Raw genomic sequence first — 14,785 nt, 5'->3', positions numbered from 1 at the left:
GAAAAACCAGCCGGTTCCGCTGGCCGTAAGCGTTTGACGTCAAGCAACGCACTCAACGATCCTCGATGGTCGGAGTGCGTTTTGTTGTGCCTTCGCCGATCGAGGAAAGCCTGGAGACCATCATGGCTTTTCAATCGACACATGATCCGGCGCGCGGTCGCCTTCTGCTGCTGAGCGTCATTCTCTTTATCTCCTATCTTTGCGTCGGCATGACATTTCCGATCGTGCCGATCTACGTGACCGAGCAGTTGAAGCTCGGCAATGTCTGGGCCGGGCTCGGCGTCGGCATTGCCTTTCTTGCGACCATTCTGACACGCGGCTACGCCGGTAGTCTTTCCGACCATCGGGGCGCCAAAGTTGCAGTCGTTCGAGGGCTGGCATTCTACATGGCCGGCGCTCTGATATCACTGGCCGCCGGCCTGATCGTTGCTGCGACGATACCGTCATTTCTGCTTCTTCTTGCCGGCCGCCTGCTTCTTGGCCTGGGTGAAAGCCTTGTCGCCGTCGGCGTGATCGCCTGGGGCATCGGTTTCGTCGGGCCTGCGCGTTCGGGCAGGGTCCTCGCCCTGGTCGGGGCCGCGATCTACGGCGCTCTTGCTGTCGGCGGTCCCATCGGGCTGGTACTGCTCGATCGGTTCGGCTTTGCCGGCGCAATGGGGATCAGTGCCGCTCTTCCCTTCCTGGGACTGCTGGCGATCTCCCATATTCCCGGCGTTGCGCCACATCCCGGGGCGAAGCGGCCACCGCTCTGGAGCGTCATCAATCTTATATGGCTGCATGGATCCATCGTGTGCCTGCAGGGTATAGGCTTTGCGGCGATCGGCGCCTTTTTCACGCTGTATTTCCACGATCGCGGCTGGAACTATGCCGGACTGGGCCTGACCGCCTTTGGTGGTGGCTTCGTGCTGGTGCGCCTGCTCTTCGGTCATCTGCCGGATCGTCTCGGCGGTTTGCCTGTTGCAGCCATGTCGCTTTCCATCGAAGCGATCGGCCAATTCCTGATCTGGAATGCAAACGATCCCATTCTTGCGCTGGTTGGTGCATTTCTGACGGGGCTCGGATGCTCGATGATCTTCCCGGCCATGGGTCGGGAGGTCGTCCGGCTGGTGGACCCGCATCTGCGCGGCACTGCACTTGGTGGTTTCTCGGCCTTCCAGGATCTTGCCTATGGGCTGACCGGGCCGCTGGCTGGCATGCTGGCCGACAAAGCCGGTTATGGCAGCGTCTTCTTGGCAGGGACCGTCAGCGCGGCCGGCGGCCTATTGATCGCATTCTCGCTTCGCAGGGCGCGGGCCGCCGCGTTTAACTAAGCCGCATCTGGTCCCCACCTCCGGTGGGGATCAGCCATTGCCGCGTGGAACCGTTCGTCAAGAGTAAAGATCGAGAAGCAGCTACAGAGCGCGAAAAACGACGCCATAGTGATAGGGCGGCAGCTCGACCGTAGCTTGCGCTATGAAGTCACCGGCTTCGACGATGGCAGCGAGCGTTGCAGGCGGCATGCGCATCTCGCTCTTCGGCCCGCGCGGCTGTCCAAGTACCGTGGTTTCCTCGCGCGGCTGCGCCTTCCAGTTGACGATGCCGAACAATCCCTCTGCAGCAAGCACGGAACGGACGGCACGAACGAGGGCAAGCTGATCGGGAACGCCATGGAACGTGTTTGCCATCAGAACATAATCGATCTTTTCGGGAAGATGTCCTGCCACATCAAGCGCGTCGGCGTGAATCCATTTTTGCACGGATACCCTTTGTCGCGCGGTTTCCGCTCTCGCCATCTCGATCATGCTTTCATCCAGATCGAGCGCATAGACCTTTCCTTCGACGAGTTTCGCCAGCGGCGCCGTAAAGTATCCATCGCCGCAACACAGATCGAGAACCGTCATGCCCGGCGTGATACCGAGCGCTCGGAGCATGCCTTGCGGATCGGGCCAAAGCGCCGACCACCAGTCGCGGTCGGGCATCGATGTGGCCGGAAATGCTTCACCCATGACGGGCCTCCGCAAGGGGTTGAGTTGATCGCAGCCGGCTGGCATGCAGCCCGAGCTACCGCATCTGCAATATGATGGGGCTGCTGCTTGCCGGATCGGTATGCTCGCGCAGGGATTTCACGTCAACAGGCGCGACCGCCCCGCCGCGGTTTCCCCAGGAGGACCGAACGAAGGTCAGGACATCGGCGATCTGCTGGTCCGAAAGCTGCTGCCTGAATGGCGGCATGCGATAGGCGTCCGGAATGCCGTTCGCCACGACGCGGCTGGAGCCGTTCAGCGTCACGTTGATCTGAGAGGCGTTTTCCTTTGCGAGCGATGCGGCGGAGCCGGCCAGCGGCGGGATCCATTGTTCCTTTCCGCGACCATCGATGCCATGGCAGAAGCTGCATTTCGCGACGAATGTCTGGGCACCGGGCACTTGCTGACGGGCAGGCAGGGCGACGTCCTTGGCCGTAGCTTCGTCATATTGCCAGGGGGTACCGTCGCGTGCCGGGTCGCCTGGCAAGGACTTCAGATAATGGCTGATGGATCTGAGATCGTCATCGGTCATGAACTGGGTCGAATTGTTGAAGGCATCGGCCATGGAGCCGAAGACGACGGCATGGCCGTTTCGGCCGGTCTTGAGAAAGGCGTATATGTCCTCTTCGGTCCATCGGCCGAGGCCTGTATTCGGATCGCCGCGCAGGCTCGGGGCATACCATCCGTCGAGAAGGGCGCCGGAAAGATAGAGCGGGCTGCTTTCATCGAGCGCTTTTTCCGCCATGGTGATCGCGCGCGGCGTGTGACAGCTGCCGCAATGGCCCGGTCCCTGGACGAGATAGGCGCCTCGATTCCACCGATCGTCACCGGCGGCTTTAGGCTGATAGGCTCCGCTTTCGGTAAAGACCGCATTCCAGAGCGCAAGCGGCCAACGCATGTTCATCGGCCATTGGATTTCGGAAGGTTTGTTCGCCTGGCGAACGGGCTCGACCCTGTTCATGAAATAGGCGTAGAGCGCGCGGATATCGTCGTCGCTCATTTTCACATAGGAGGGGTAGGGCATTGCCGGATAGAGGCGATGTCCGTCGCGTGCAATGCCCTGGCGGACGGCGCGGTCGAAATCGGCCAGCGTATAGTCGCCTATGCCGGTTTCCTTGTCCGGCGTTATGTTGGTCGCAAAGATCGCGCCGAGCGGCGTTCCCATTTCCAGGCCGCCGGCAAAGGGTGCGCTCTTCGGTGTGCTGTGACAGGCAACGCAGTCCCCCAGGCGCGCGACATACTCGCCATGTTGGAGCAGCTCCTGTGAAGGTGTCTGCACCGCGGCGACGCTATCGAAGGGAGATGCCGGCTTGCGGGTTACGAACCACGCGACGCCGCCGGCCACAAGCACGACAATCAAAAGAAGAACCAGAAGAAATCTCTTCAAGAATGTGCCCTCATGTCTTTGCTTCGGGATTTCGGACTCGGCTGTTTGAAGGAGCCAAGCACGCCGGCTCTCGGACCGGAGTGGGCCGAGAGCCGGAATTGTGCCTGGCGCAGCGTTTGCCGCGCCTCAGCTTTCAAAGGTGTAGTTGGAGAGAGGCATGCTGCGTATCCGCTTGCCCGTCAGCGTCGAAACCGCATTGGCGACCGCCGGCGGGATGGCTGGCAGCCCCGGCTCGCCGATGCCGCCCATCTCCGCCCCGCTTTCGACGATGCGGACGTGGACGCGGGCCATGCGGTCTGGCGGCAAGATCGGATAGAGGTCATAGTTGCGCGCCACCGGCTCGCCGTTCTTGTAGACGGCTTCCTCCATCAGCACCTGCGATATTCCGAGCGCGGTTGCCGAATTGACCTGTGCCTCGATGATCGCCGGATTGACGATGCTGCCGGGATCGATGGCTTCCCAGACGTCGTGCACAACCACCTGTCCGTTGCGGATGGAGACTTCGGCGATCGCCGCCGTATGACTGCCGAAGGGAGAGGCCATGGCGACGCCCCGCGCCCGCTTTGAACCATCGTCCGCGGTGAAGGGACCCCGCTTCCAGCCGCCGGAGAGATCGCCGACGGCTTTCAAGAGATTGCTCAGCCGCTCGTTCTTCTGCAGCAGTTTGAGGCGCATCTCGTAGGGATCCTGCCCGCCCTTGTCGGCCAGTTCGTCCAGGAATGTCTCATAGAAGAAGTCGTTCATGGAGTTGCCGACCGAGCGCCAGTAGGCAAGCATCGTCGGGTTTTTCACATAGATCTGAGCGATACGGTAGTTCGGGATGGCATAGGATTTTCCGGTCAGGCCCTCAAGAGCCGTTGGATCGAGCGAATCCTCCTTGTGGCCGAAAACGCCTTCCGTCGGCCCTTCGCAGGCGCTGATGGCCTCGAGCGCGACCGGCATGCCGCTGGCGTCGAGCGCTCCGCGGAAGCGCACGGCTGCCATCGGGCGCAGCGGATCGCGCAGAAACTCCTCCTCGCGGCTCCAGATGAGCTTGATCGGCCGCCCGACGTCCTTTGCAAGCTGGATGGCCTGCGGATAGGGATTGGCGGACGGATAGAGGAAATGTCGTCCGAAGAAGCCACCCAGGATGGGACTGTGTACCGTCACCTTTGATGATTCAAGCCCGGTCAGCTTGGCGATATCGGCCTGGAATTGTTCGGGCGCTTGATTTGGCATCCAGACTTCCAGGCTGCCATCCGGATTGAATCGCGCCAGTGTGGACGGCGGCTCCAGCTGCGCGTGATGAAGATACTGGCTCTTGTAAGTGGCCGAAACGACGGTCTTGGCGGCATCGAACGCTTTGGCGATGTCGCCGACATTCTCCGCCTCTTTGCCGTTGCCGGGCTCGTTGGCGAGCCTGTCGTTGAAGGCTGCGGTCGAGAAATCCGCCGGCATATAGCGGAAGGCGGGATTTGCATCCGGGCCGGGTTCACGCCAATCGACCTGAGCAGCCTCCGCTGCCCGCTTGGCATTCCACCAGCGTTCGGCAACGACGGCGACGGCACCGGGCAGGCTGTGGACGGAATGCACGCCCGGCATTGCCTTGAGCTGATCCTCATTACGGATCCTGCCGATGGTCAGGCCAAGGCGCGGGGCGTGCTGGACGGCGGCATGCAGCATGCCGTCGACTTTGCAGTCTATGGCGTAGACCGCCTTGCCGGTCGATTTGTCGTGCATGTCCAGCCGCTCGACCGGTTTGCCGATCCAGCGGAATTTGCTCGGGTCCCGAAGCGTTACGCTCTCGGGAGCGGGAACCGGCAGATCCAGCGCCTCGGCAGCGATGTCGCCATAGGCAAGGCTGCGTCCCGATGCGGCATGGATTACGCGGCCGGGCTCGGTGGTCAGCTCGGCAATCGGCGCATCCAGGCGCTTGGCGGCGGCTTGCAGGATCATGTTGCGCGCCAGTGCGCCGAGCCGGCGCATGGTCTCATAGCTGGTGCGCACCGACATGCTGCCGCCGGTAATGCGCATCTTGCCATGCACGACCAGATAGTCGCTGCCTGTCGGGGCATTTTCGACGACGAAGCTTTTCGGATCGGCGTCGAGCTCCTCGCCGACGATCTGAGCCATCGCCGTGAAGACGCCCTGGCCGCCTTCGACGAAGGGGCTCATGAAGCGGATGGCGTTGTCCGGACGGATTTCGAGGAATGCCGGAACGCGCGTGCCGGGCGGCATGGCGGTTGCGGTCTGCTGGGCGCGTGCGCGGCCGACCGGAACGCCGAAGCCGAGCACGAAGGCACCCGCTGCGGCCCCGGCGGAGGTCAGGAGAAAATGCCGGCGCGAGATATTGACCGGAGATCCGGTCGGGAATTCATCTTCCGGAACGAGATTGCGGCTGGTCTCGGTCATAGCGTTTCTCCTTCTTTCGAGGAGAGGTCTTTGACCGCCGCTTCAATCGCGTTGTAGGTTCCGCACCGACAGAGGTTGATCATCGCCGCGGCGATCTCGTCATCGGAGGGATTGGGTGTCTGTTTAAGAAGTGCCGTTGCCGCGACGACCTGCCCCGATTGACAGTAGCCGCATTGCGGAACCTGATGCTTGACCCAGGCAGCGACCACCCGCTTGCCGACGGGGTCCGTTTCGATCGCTTCGATCGTCGTGATCTGGCGACCGACAACGCTATCGAGCGGCGTCACGCATGAGCGCACTACCTCTCCATCGACAAGAACCGAACAGGCGCCGCATTGCGCCAGCCCGCAGCCGTATTTCGTGCCAGTCATGCCGAGCTCGTCGCGGATGATCCAAAGGAGCGGCGTGTCTCCGTCCGAGTTGACCTGATATGACTGGCTATTGATCTGAAGATTCATGAAGCGCCTCCTGAGGCTTTCGATCGTGAACCTTCCATGCCAGGCGCCGTGCGATGATCTGAATGCTCAACAAGCGGATGACGCGTGACTCAGGCTCACAACCCGGGACTATAACACTGAATTCATTTCCCCTAAAAGATTAGTAGGTGAATCGTGATAGCTATTAGAGGCTGGCTTCATAAATCAGCCGCTCGCTCCCGATTAACGGGAAGCGGTGTCCCAGCGGCCAACTCGCATCAGAGGCCTTGAAGGCGGCATCTCCTTGTTTTTAATGCATGATCGCGCAGCTGTGATCCTGTACGTCTTCCCCGCCCATGCCGGGCAGCGCCACGTCCGTCAACACGATAAAGCCGGGGCCATCGGCGAAATTGGCGCCGGTCACCACGAGATTGTGATCGCCCATTTCCTTTGCAGGGTGCTTCAATGTTTTGGCGAGAGCCAGGAACGGATTGAAATCGCCCAATGTCTCGCCCTTGACACGGATCGCCGCGAACTTATGGCCGGCAATCGCATCGGGAAGGGGCGCCCAGTCCGTTCCGATCTTGTCGGCGTCCGCCTTCAGGGCGGCCCGTGCATCGGCGCTCAAACAATCGATATGGATATGCAGCTGGTTCTGCGAGCGGGCCTGCAGCGCGTTGACAGCGAGGCTCATGCCATCGCGCGGGACGGGGCGCGGCAGGCGAGAATCGACATCGCCCTGTTCGGCCCAGGCATCGGCAAAGAAGTTAGGCGTCGCCGGATCGAGAAGATCGGCACTTTCGATTCCGGTGATCTTATCGGTCGGAATCAGGAGAAATTGCGCAACCCCCCGCAGATCCTTCAGCATTGCGTAATGCTCGGCCGTGTTCACCGAAAGGCAGGGCGCAGTCTGCACGACGCATTTGTCATGCACGATCTTCCACAGCACGTCGGAATCGGCAAAGGCCGGTGCGAAAAGGAAGGGAAGAAATGATGCGGCAAGAGCGGCAACGCGGCGAGAGAAAGTCATGGCGTGAAATTTCCCTGGTTCAAACAATTCGGCATTTTTCCAAATTTCGGACGGCTTAGCATAGGCCTATTAGGCCGATGTGACGGCTTGACGGCCGTTGCGCGTCAAATCAGGACCGCATCCCACTGCATATCTGTTCCGCTTCATCCTCACGTAAGGCCGCCCATTAATCCTCTATCCGTCTTCAGCCATCGGCGTCGACGGAGATAAAGGGGCGAAAGAATCCAGTCGGCTGCAGGATCGAACTGGCGATATTGGCGACGATCTGGCCCGGCGCTTCGCTTTTCGCCCTGGCCTCCTTCCAGGCCGGATCAGCCAGGAATTCCGCCCATTTCCGCTCGCGCTCCTCCAGCGATTGCCATTCGAGGAAATAGATGAGGTCGTTGCTGGAGGGCCCGACCATCGTCGTCCAGAAACCGAGGGGACGGATGCCGAGCCGGTCCCAGATCGCCAGCGTCGCCATTTCGAAACGCTCCTGGAGCGCTGGCAGCTTGCCGGGCAAGCAAGTATAGATGCGCATTTCATGGATCATAGAAAATCCTCGTTGAGTGAATTCGGAACAGGCCGGGGCCGTCCCTCAGGGGCCAATTTGAAATAGCTGAGCGATAACAGTAGGCTGTGATTCCTTTTAGTGGTGAATCGAAATGTGTTCCCATGATCTGGATTACTATTGCTCAATTTGAGCATAACAGAGATGCGCTTTATTTTTCAAGTGAGTTGATGGACCGGGAGGGGCGTTGATCGATCCCCTTATCCCACCGGCACCCAGTGGGGCAACCGAGGACAAACAGCAGAGGCTCTTTCGGCCCACCTCCCGCCTATCCTTCATCTCGATCGGTCCAAGTCGCCCGAATGTCGGGGCTTGACGAAAACAAACGAGGCGGTACTTTAAACGGAGGCGCCTCCGTTTATAGGTGGCGTTCCGCGTCTAATTCCGATGAGCCGGCTATTGTGAGGACATGCTGGCAATTCGCCTTCCTGAAAAATCATAGAGCAACCGGTAGACCAACGAACAAACTCTACTAGTTTTCGTAGGTCTCATTTTCGTGACGATGGCAGGAGCCTTATCATGACACGAACCATCCATATCGCACTCGACATCAATGGGCAGCGCCGCGAGCTTGACCTCGAACCGCGCGTCACCCTGCTCGATGCACTGCGTGAACACCTCTCGCTCACGGGCACCAAAAAGGGCTGCGATCAGGGCCAGTGCGGCGCCTGTACCTGCCATGTCGACGGCAAGCGCGTGCTCTCCTGTCTGACGCTGGCTGCGCAGGTGGAAGGCCGCGAGATTACGACCATCGAGGGGTTGGCCGGAGACGCGGGGGATCTGCATCCGGTGCAGGCTGCGTTCATCGAACACGACGCCTTCCAGTGCGGCTATTGCACGCCGGGCCAGATCATGTCGGCGGTTGCCTGCATTCGCGAGGGACATGCCGGTTCCGACGCCGAGATTCGCGAATATATGTCCGGCAATCTCTGTCGGTGCGGGGCCTATAACAACATCGTTGCGGCCGTGCGCCAGGCGGCGGAGGTGGCATGATGCGAAACTTTTCCTATCTGCGCGCCACATCTGCGGCCGAAGCCGGCCAGGCGGCGCAACAGGCCGGCGCGATGATCCTTGCCGGCGGCACGACGCTGCTCGATCTCGCCAAATGCGGGGTGAGCGAGCCTGACGCAGTCATCGACGTCACCCATATTTCCGGCATGAGCGGCATTGCGGTCGATGCGGCCGGTGCCAGGATTGGCGCGCTTGCCAGAATGAGCGAGGTCGCCGACCATGAGGCTATCCGCACAGCATTTCCGGCGGTCTCGGAATCGCTGGCATTGGCCGCGTCCGCCCAGCTCCGAAACATGGCAACGATCGGCGGCAATCTTCTGCAACGAACGCGCTGTCCCTACTTCCGCGATCCGGGCACCTTTTCCGCCTGCAACAAGCGCAAGCCCGGTTCCGGCTGCGCGGCGATCGGCGGTATCACGCGCAACCACGCCGTGCTCGGAACGAGCCAGGCATGCATCGCGTCCTATCCAGGCGATTTGGCGGTCGCTCTGGCCGCATTCGACGCCGTGGTGGAGACGGATAGCCGCAAGGTCACCGTCGACGATTTCTTCCTTCCGCCCGGCGATACGCCGGACAAGGAAACCGTCCTGAAGCGCGGCGAAATCATCACTACCGTCACTATTCCTGCCTCCGCCGCGGCCCGGAACTCCACCTACCTCAAGATCCGCGATCGGCAATCCTATGAATTTGCTGCTGCGAGTGCCGCAGTCGGTCTGGAGCTTGAATCCGACGGCAGGACGATCCGCGATATCCGCGTGGCAATTGGCGGCGTCGCCACCAAGCCCTGGCGGGCGCATGTCGTCGAGCAGGCGCTGATCGGTAAGGCTCTTGATGCTGAACTCGTGGAGAAGGCCAGCCGTCTCGCGATGGAGGGCGCCGTCGCGCATGGCGGCAACCGTTACAAGATCGAACTCGCGCCGCGCGTCATCGCCCGCGCCATTCTGAAGATGGGAGGTCTTGCATGACCATGATGGAACCCCGCAAACATGGCGATGCTTCCGATGGTACGGTCGGCGGTCGTCAGTCGCGCTTCGAAGGCAATATGAAGGTGACGGGAACGGCGACCTATGCGCTGGAATATCCTGTCGAGAACCTCGCTTACGCCGTCCTTGTCCAGAGCACGATCCCGGCCGGGCGTGTCGTCAAAGTCGACATGTCGGCCGCACTCGCAATGCCGGGCGTACTTCTGGTGCTGACGCCGGAGGACGACCTCGGCCTTAAGCTCGGCGCCGACTGGGGCGGCAACAAGCCCGTTGAAGGTCCCTATTATCCGCTGCCGCGCAAGGTGCAGTTCAACGGTCAGTCGATCGCCGCCGTGGTCGCTGAAAGCCGCGAGCAGGCAACGGAGGCGGCTGGGCTGATCCACATTACCTACGAAGAGAGCGAGCACGTCGCCGATCTCAACGATCCGAATGCCGGCGAAGGCAAGCTGATGGAGCCGCTCTCGGTTGCCTGGGGCGATGCCGAGGCAGCACTTGCCGCATCCCCCGTTAGGATCGAAGCGGAATATTCGACGCCGCGCGAATATCACGTCGCGATGGAGCCGCATGGTCTGACGGCGAAGTGGGATGGCGACCAACTGACGATCTGGGAGCCGAGCCAATGGTCGCATGGCATGGCGCGCATGTATTCCGAATGGTTCGACATGCCCTATGAGAATGTCCGCATTATCTCGCCTTTCATCGGCGGCGGCTTCGGATCGAAAGGGATGCCGCTTGCCTATGGCGCGGTTGCCGTCGCGGCGGCAAGAAAGCTAGGCCGGCCGGTGAAACTTGCGGTCACCCGCCCGCAGAATTTCACCAGCTATGGCGGGCGCGCCGCGACCAGGCAGAAAATCGCGCTCGGCGCGACGAAGGATGGCATCCTGCAGGCGATCGTCCATCGCGGTGCCAGCGAAACCTCGCTCGATGCCGACTGGCCGGAGCAGACGGGGGCGGCAACCTCGATCCTTTACAAGGTCGAGAATTTCTCCTCGCAGCATCGTGTCGTGCCGGTCAACAGCGTGACGCCCGGCGCCTTGCGCGGTCCGGGCAAGAACCCGAGCGCCTACGGCATCGAATGCGCGATCGAGGAACTGGCCTACAAGCTCGGCATGGATCCGCTCGAGCTCAGGCTGAAGAACTATGCCGATCACGATTACCAGTCCGGCAAACCATGGTCGACGCGCCGGCTGCGCGAAGCCTTGACCGAGGGTGCTGAAGCCTTCGGCTGGTCGAAGCGCAGCCACGCGCCGCGCTCGATGCGAGATGGCAAGACGCTGGTCGGCTGGGGCATTGGCTGCGGCACCTTCCCCGTCATCCGGGCACCGAGCGAGGCAATGATCCGTATTCTCGCGAACGGCCGGGTCGAGGTCGTCAGTGGCGCCATCGACATGGGGCAGGGCACCTATACGATCCTTGCCCAGAGTGCCGCTGAGGTCTTCGGCATTCCTGTGGATCAGGTCGAGGTCTATCTCGGCGACTCACGGCTACCGGGTTCGGCGATCGCCGGCGGCTCGATGCTGGCCGGATCGATCATGGGAGCCGTCCATAAGGCTGCGGTCGCGGCGCGCGACGAGCTCATCGGCCTTGCACTCAGCGATGCCAACTCGCCCTTCCGCGATACGGGCGCGAATACGCTGAATTTCGCCGAAGGGCGCATCGTGGCACCGCGCGGCGAGACGCCATCGCTGACGCTTGCCGAACTGATGTCCGCACTGAAACGTGAGGAGATCGAAGTCCGGCGCAATACCCTGCCTGACGGTACAAACGCACAGGAGCAGCTTCAGGCCTGGACCACCATGGCTAGAGTTCAAGGGCCGACCATGGGCGACTATTCGATGCATAGCTGGTGCGCCCATTTTGCCGAAGTTCGGGTCGACGAGGATTTCGGCACGGTGCGCGTCTCCCGCATGGTCTCCGCCTTCGACTGCGGCCGGCTCTATAATCCGCGGCTGGTCGAAAGCCAGTGGCGCGGCGGCATCATCATGGGCATCGGCCAGGCACTTCTCGAAGAAGGGCTTATCGATCAGCGCAACGGGCGCACCATCAACAACAATGTCGGCGATTACCTCGTGCCGACGAATTCCGACATCCCGGATATCCAGGTGATCTCCGTCGGCGTGCCGGATTTCAACGCCTCGGCGCTTGGCGGCAAGGGCGTCGGCGAGGTGGGCATCGTCGGTGTGGCGCCGGCGATTGCCAATGCCGTGTTCCATGCCACCGGCAAGCGCGTTCGCGACCTGCCGATCACATTGGAAAAGCTGCTCTAAGGGCAGAAGGTTCGAGCCGCATTGCGCAAAGCGTGCGGCTCGAATTTTTCGAGGTTGAGCCAGTTCCGATTTGAGCGAACGAGCGGCCGCAGATTTTCCTGCAATCTTACCAGGACGTGGGAACGACTCTGGCGCATTCTCGATGCGCTCAGTCAGCACCCTGGAAAAAACTTCTCCTCTCTCGTCGATAAAAAATATGGATTGGCTTCTCATCGATAGCCTCTCTGCCATTCTGTGCCCCGAGCGAGGGTGACCACAGCAAGGCCAGAGCCGAAGCTGTGTTGTCCGCGTCGCTACCTCGCATAATTTGATCGACAGGAAGACAATTCATGACCTACCGCCCCGATCCGGAACGCTATGACTCGGCCCATTTCCGCCGCGTCGGTCGAAGCGGCCTCAAATTGCCCGCCATCTCTTTCGGCCTCTGGCACAATTTCGGCGATACGACGCCTCTCGATACGCAAAGGTCGATCCTGTTCAAGGCGTTCGATCTCGGCATCACGCACTTCGATCTCGCTAACAATTACGGCCCGCCTGCGGGAAGCGCAGAGATCAATTTCGGTCATATCCTGAGACAGGATCTGGCCGCTTATCGCGACGAGCTGATCATCTCCTCCAAGGCAGGCTGGGACATGTGGCCGGGTCCCTATGGCCGTGGCGGCGGATCGAAGCAGGCGCTGCTTGCCAGCCTTGACCAGAGCCTGACCCGGCTTGGCGTCGACTATGTCGATATCTTTTATTCCCATCGCTTCGATGCGGAGACGCCGCTGGAAGAAACGGCCGACGCACTTGCCCAGGCGGTCCGGCAGGGCAAGGCGCTTTATGTCGGCGTATCGTCTTATTCCGGCAACAAGACGCGCGAAATCGCAGCACTCCTGAAGGAACGTCAGGTGCCGCTCCTGATCAATCAGCCGGCCTATAATCTCTTCAATCGCTGGGTCGAGAAGGATTTGCTTGCCGCCTCGGACGAAGTCGGAGCCGGTATCATCGCCTTCACGCCGCTCGCTCAGGGCCTGCTCACCAACAAGTATCTCAACGGCGTTCCGGAGGATGCCCGCGTCAATCGGCCGGGTGGGGACTTCCTGCGCCCTGAGCATTTGAAAGAGGAGAATATCGATCGCGCCCGGGCGCTCAACGAGATCGCCAAGCGTCGCGGCCAGTCGCTGGCCCAGCTTGCCATCGCTTGGGTTCTCAGGGATCCACGGGTGACGTCGGCCCTGATTGGTGCAAGCTCGGCACGTCAGGTCGAGGAAAACGTGGCCGCCCTGAACGATCTCACATTCAGCCCGGAGGAGCTCGCCGAGATCGATCGTTATGCCGTCGAAGGCGGTATCAATCTTTGGGAAAAGCCCTCGCACGACGAGGCCGTCTGATACGACGGCAGCATCTGCCCGAGATGTCGGGCAGATTGCCTTGCGATGAATAGCAGGCTGAGGGCAGGCTGTTCCTCAGCCGCCATATTCGATGATCTCAAGTCCGGCATTGTAATCCGTCGCATAGATCAGGCCATTGGCGTCAACGAAGACGTCGGCGGACTGGATGACCTTCGGCCGGCCGGGACGGCGGTCGGTCATGACAGTCGGCCCCGCCGGCACGAGAGCGCCGGTTTCGACAGGATGATAGGGGTCGGAAATGTCGAAGGCGCGAATGCCGGCATTCTGCCAAGTCGCAAAGATCAGGGTTTCGGAGACGAACGAGCCGGGCCGGTTTTCATGCAGATTGTGCGGTCCGAAATGACCGCCCTTCTTCGCGTAATCTATTTCGGCCGGGATCGGGAAGGTCGAGACGCTGATCGGATTTTCGGGCACGCGGATGTCGAAGACCCAGGTATGCTTGCGGCCGTCTTCCTCCTTGTCCAGCACGGCTTCATCCGCAACGACAAGAAGATCGCGGCCGGGAAGCGGCAGCGGCGAATGCGTGCCGCCGCCATAGGGCGGGCACCAGTTATGGTGCTTGATGAGCCGGGGGGCGGAATGATCCTTGACGTCGAGAAGCGTCAATCCGCCGTCGCGCCAGCAGGCATAGGCGGTGTCGCCATGGACAAGTGCATGGTGCAGGGCATAACGCTTACCTTCGCCCCAATCCGGCGTTTCTCCCGCCGCCTTGTTCATGCCGGGAAGCCACCACCGGCCGACAAGTTCGGGCCTGGTTGGATCGGCCATGTCGATAGTGACGAAGATATAGTCGGTAAAGCCGTCGAGCAGCGCCGAGGCACAGGCATAGCGGCCGCCGACATACCACAGCCTATGAAAGCCGACGCCTTCGACATCCAACTGGCCGATCTTGCGCGGACGGTTGGGAATGGAGATATCGAACACGCTCATGCCCGCGGTCCAGGCGCGCTCACGTTTTCTGGAGGCGACTGTCTCGCCGACGGATTGCGTGTAATAGGCCTTCTCGTCCGTGAAGGTTTCCACGTCGGCAAAGAGGTCGAGCGCGTTGATGACCAGCAGCAGGTCGTCATGCGTCTGCAGATGGATGTTCCAGGTATTTGCCGGCGCCGGCACGTAATTGACCGTCTGCGGGTTCTTCGGGTCGCGCACGTCGACGATCGAGAGGCCCTGCGACCAGGGATGGGCGACATAGGCGTAGCCTCGATGAACCATCAGCTGCAAGCCATCGCCGCGGCCGCCGATATCGCTATGGCCGATCAGTTTCATGTTGCGGGCAAAGTCGGGTTCAGGCAGATCGGTCGATGCCATGGGACGTCTCACGCTCAGGGGAATGAAAAGGGCCGCCCGTAGGGG

At 61.2% G+C, this 14,785-nt stretch carries 12 protein-coding genes; 5 read left to right on the top strand and 7 right to left on the bottom strand.

The window, feature by feature from the left end; all coding sequences use genetic code 11:
• Positions 1-122: 122 nt before the first annotated feature.
• Positions 123-1,310 carry an arabinose transporter gene (locus FHT84_RS25730; protein WP_112342513.1) on the top strand — a complete coding sequence of 396 codons (1,188 nt, stop codon included), beginning with the start codon at positions 123-125 and terminating at the stop codon, positions 1,308-1,310.
• A gap of 81 nt (positions 1,311-1,391) precedes the next feature.
• On the opposite strand, the gene FHT84_RS25725 is transcribed toward FHT84_RS25730, so the two are convergent.
• From FHT84_RS25725 to FHT84_RS25700, 6 genes are all read right to left on the bottom strand, one after another.
• Positions 1,392-1,985: a class I SAM-dependent methyltransferase gene (locus FHT84_RS25725; protein WP_112342474.1), complete on the bottom strand. Its 594-nt coding sequence runs from the start codon at positions 1,983-1,985 to the stop codon at positions 1,392-1,394.
• Positions 1,986-2,040: 55 nt separating this feature from the next.
• On the bottom strand, positions 2,041-3,390 hold the full coding sequence (locus FHT84_RS25720; RefSeq protein WP_112342473.1) for a cytochrome c: 1,350 nt from the start codon (positions 3,388-3,390) through the stop codon (positions 2,041-2,043).
• Positions 3,391-3,516: 126 nt separating this feature from the next.
• Positions 3,517-5,781, bottom strand: coding sequence for a xanthine dehydrogenase family protein molybdopterin-binding subunit (locus tag FHT84_RS25715; protein WP_112342472.1), 2,265 nt, complete (start codon positions 5,779-5,781; stop codon positions 3,517-3,519).
• A complete protein-coding gene (locus FHT84_RS25710) occupies positions 5,778-6,239 on the bottom strand; it encodes a (2Fe-2S)-binding protein (protein ID WP_112342471.1) in 462 nt (153 codons plus the stop codon). Before FHT84_RS25710 ends, FHT84_RS25715 begins: the two co-directional genes overlap by 4 nt.
• Positions 6,240-6,507: 268 nt before the next feature.
• On the bottom strand, positions 6,508-7,227 hold the full coding sequence (locus FHT84_RS25705; protein WP_112342470.1) for a CDP-diacylglycerol diphosphatase: 720 nt from the start codon (positions 7,225-7,227) through the stop codon (positions 6,508-6,510).
• A 184-nt stretch (positions 7,228-7,411) separates the two neighbouring features.
• Entirely contained in the window at positions 7,412-7,759 is a 348-nt protein-coding gene (locus FHT84_RS25700; RefSeq protein WP_112342469.1) for an NIPSNAP family protein, read from the bottom strand.
• Between the two features lie 537 nt (positions 7,760-8,296).
• Here FHT84_RS25700 and FHT84_RS25695 point away from each other — a divergent pair.
• The 4 genes from FHT84_RS25695 (at position 8,297) to mgrA (ending at position 13,411) form a co-directional block, all read left to right on the top strand.
• Complete coding sequence (locus FHT84_RS25695; RefSeq protein ID WP_112342468.1) at positions 8,297-8,770, top strand: (2Fe-2S)-binding protein; 474 nt, start codon at positions 8,297-8,299, stop codon at positions 8,768-8,770.
• Positions 8,770-9,753 carry a xanthine dehydrogenase family protein subunit M gene (locus FHT84_RS25690; RefSeq protein WP_112342512.1) on the top strand — a complete coding sequence of 328 codons (984 nt, stop codon included), beginning with the start codon at positions 8,770-8,772 and terminating at the stop codon, positions 9,751-9,753. The genes FHT84_RS25695 and FHT84_RS25690 overlap by 1 nt, the downstream gene beginning before the upstream one ends.
• Complete coding sequence (locus FHT84_RS25685) at positions 9,750-12,038, top strand: xanthine dehydrogenase family protein molybdopterin-binding subunit (RefSeq protein WP_112342467.1); 2,289 nt, start codon at positions 9,750-9,752, stop codon at positions 12,036-12,038. Before FHT84_RS25690 ends, FHT84_RS25685 begins: the two co-directional genes overlap by 4 nt.
• 329 nt (positions 12,039-12,367) lie before the next feature.
• Positions 12,368-13,411 (top strand): L-glyceraldehyde 3-phosphate reductase, encoded by a 1,044-nt coding sequence (gene mgrA / locus FHT84_RS25680; protein ID WP_112342466.1) that lies wholly within the window; start codon positions 12,368-12,370, stop codon positions 13,409-13,411.
• A 75-nt stretch (positions 13,412-13,486) separates the two neighbouring features.
• Here mgrA and FHT84_RS25675 read toward each other — a convergent pair whose 3' ends face one another.
• Positions 13,487-14,740, bottom strand: a complete 1,254-nt coding sequence (locus FHT84_RS25675) for a hypothetical protein (protein WP_183764918.1) — start codon at positions 14,738-14,740, stop codon at positions 13,487-13,489.
• Between the last annotated feature and the right edge of the window lie 45 nt (positions 14,741-14,785).

The organism is Rhizobium sp. BK289, assembly GCF_014193575.1.
In the GTDB taxonomy this organism is placed as follows: domain Bacteria; phylum Pseudomonadota; class Alphaproteobacteria; order Rhizobiales; family Rhizobiaceae; genus Rhizobium; species Rhizobium tropici_C.
The sequence above is the reverse complement of the archived record's forward strand: the minus strand, read 5'-3'. Positions and strand labels throughout refer to the sequence as shown.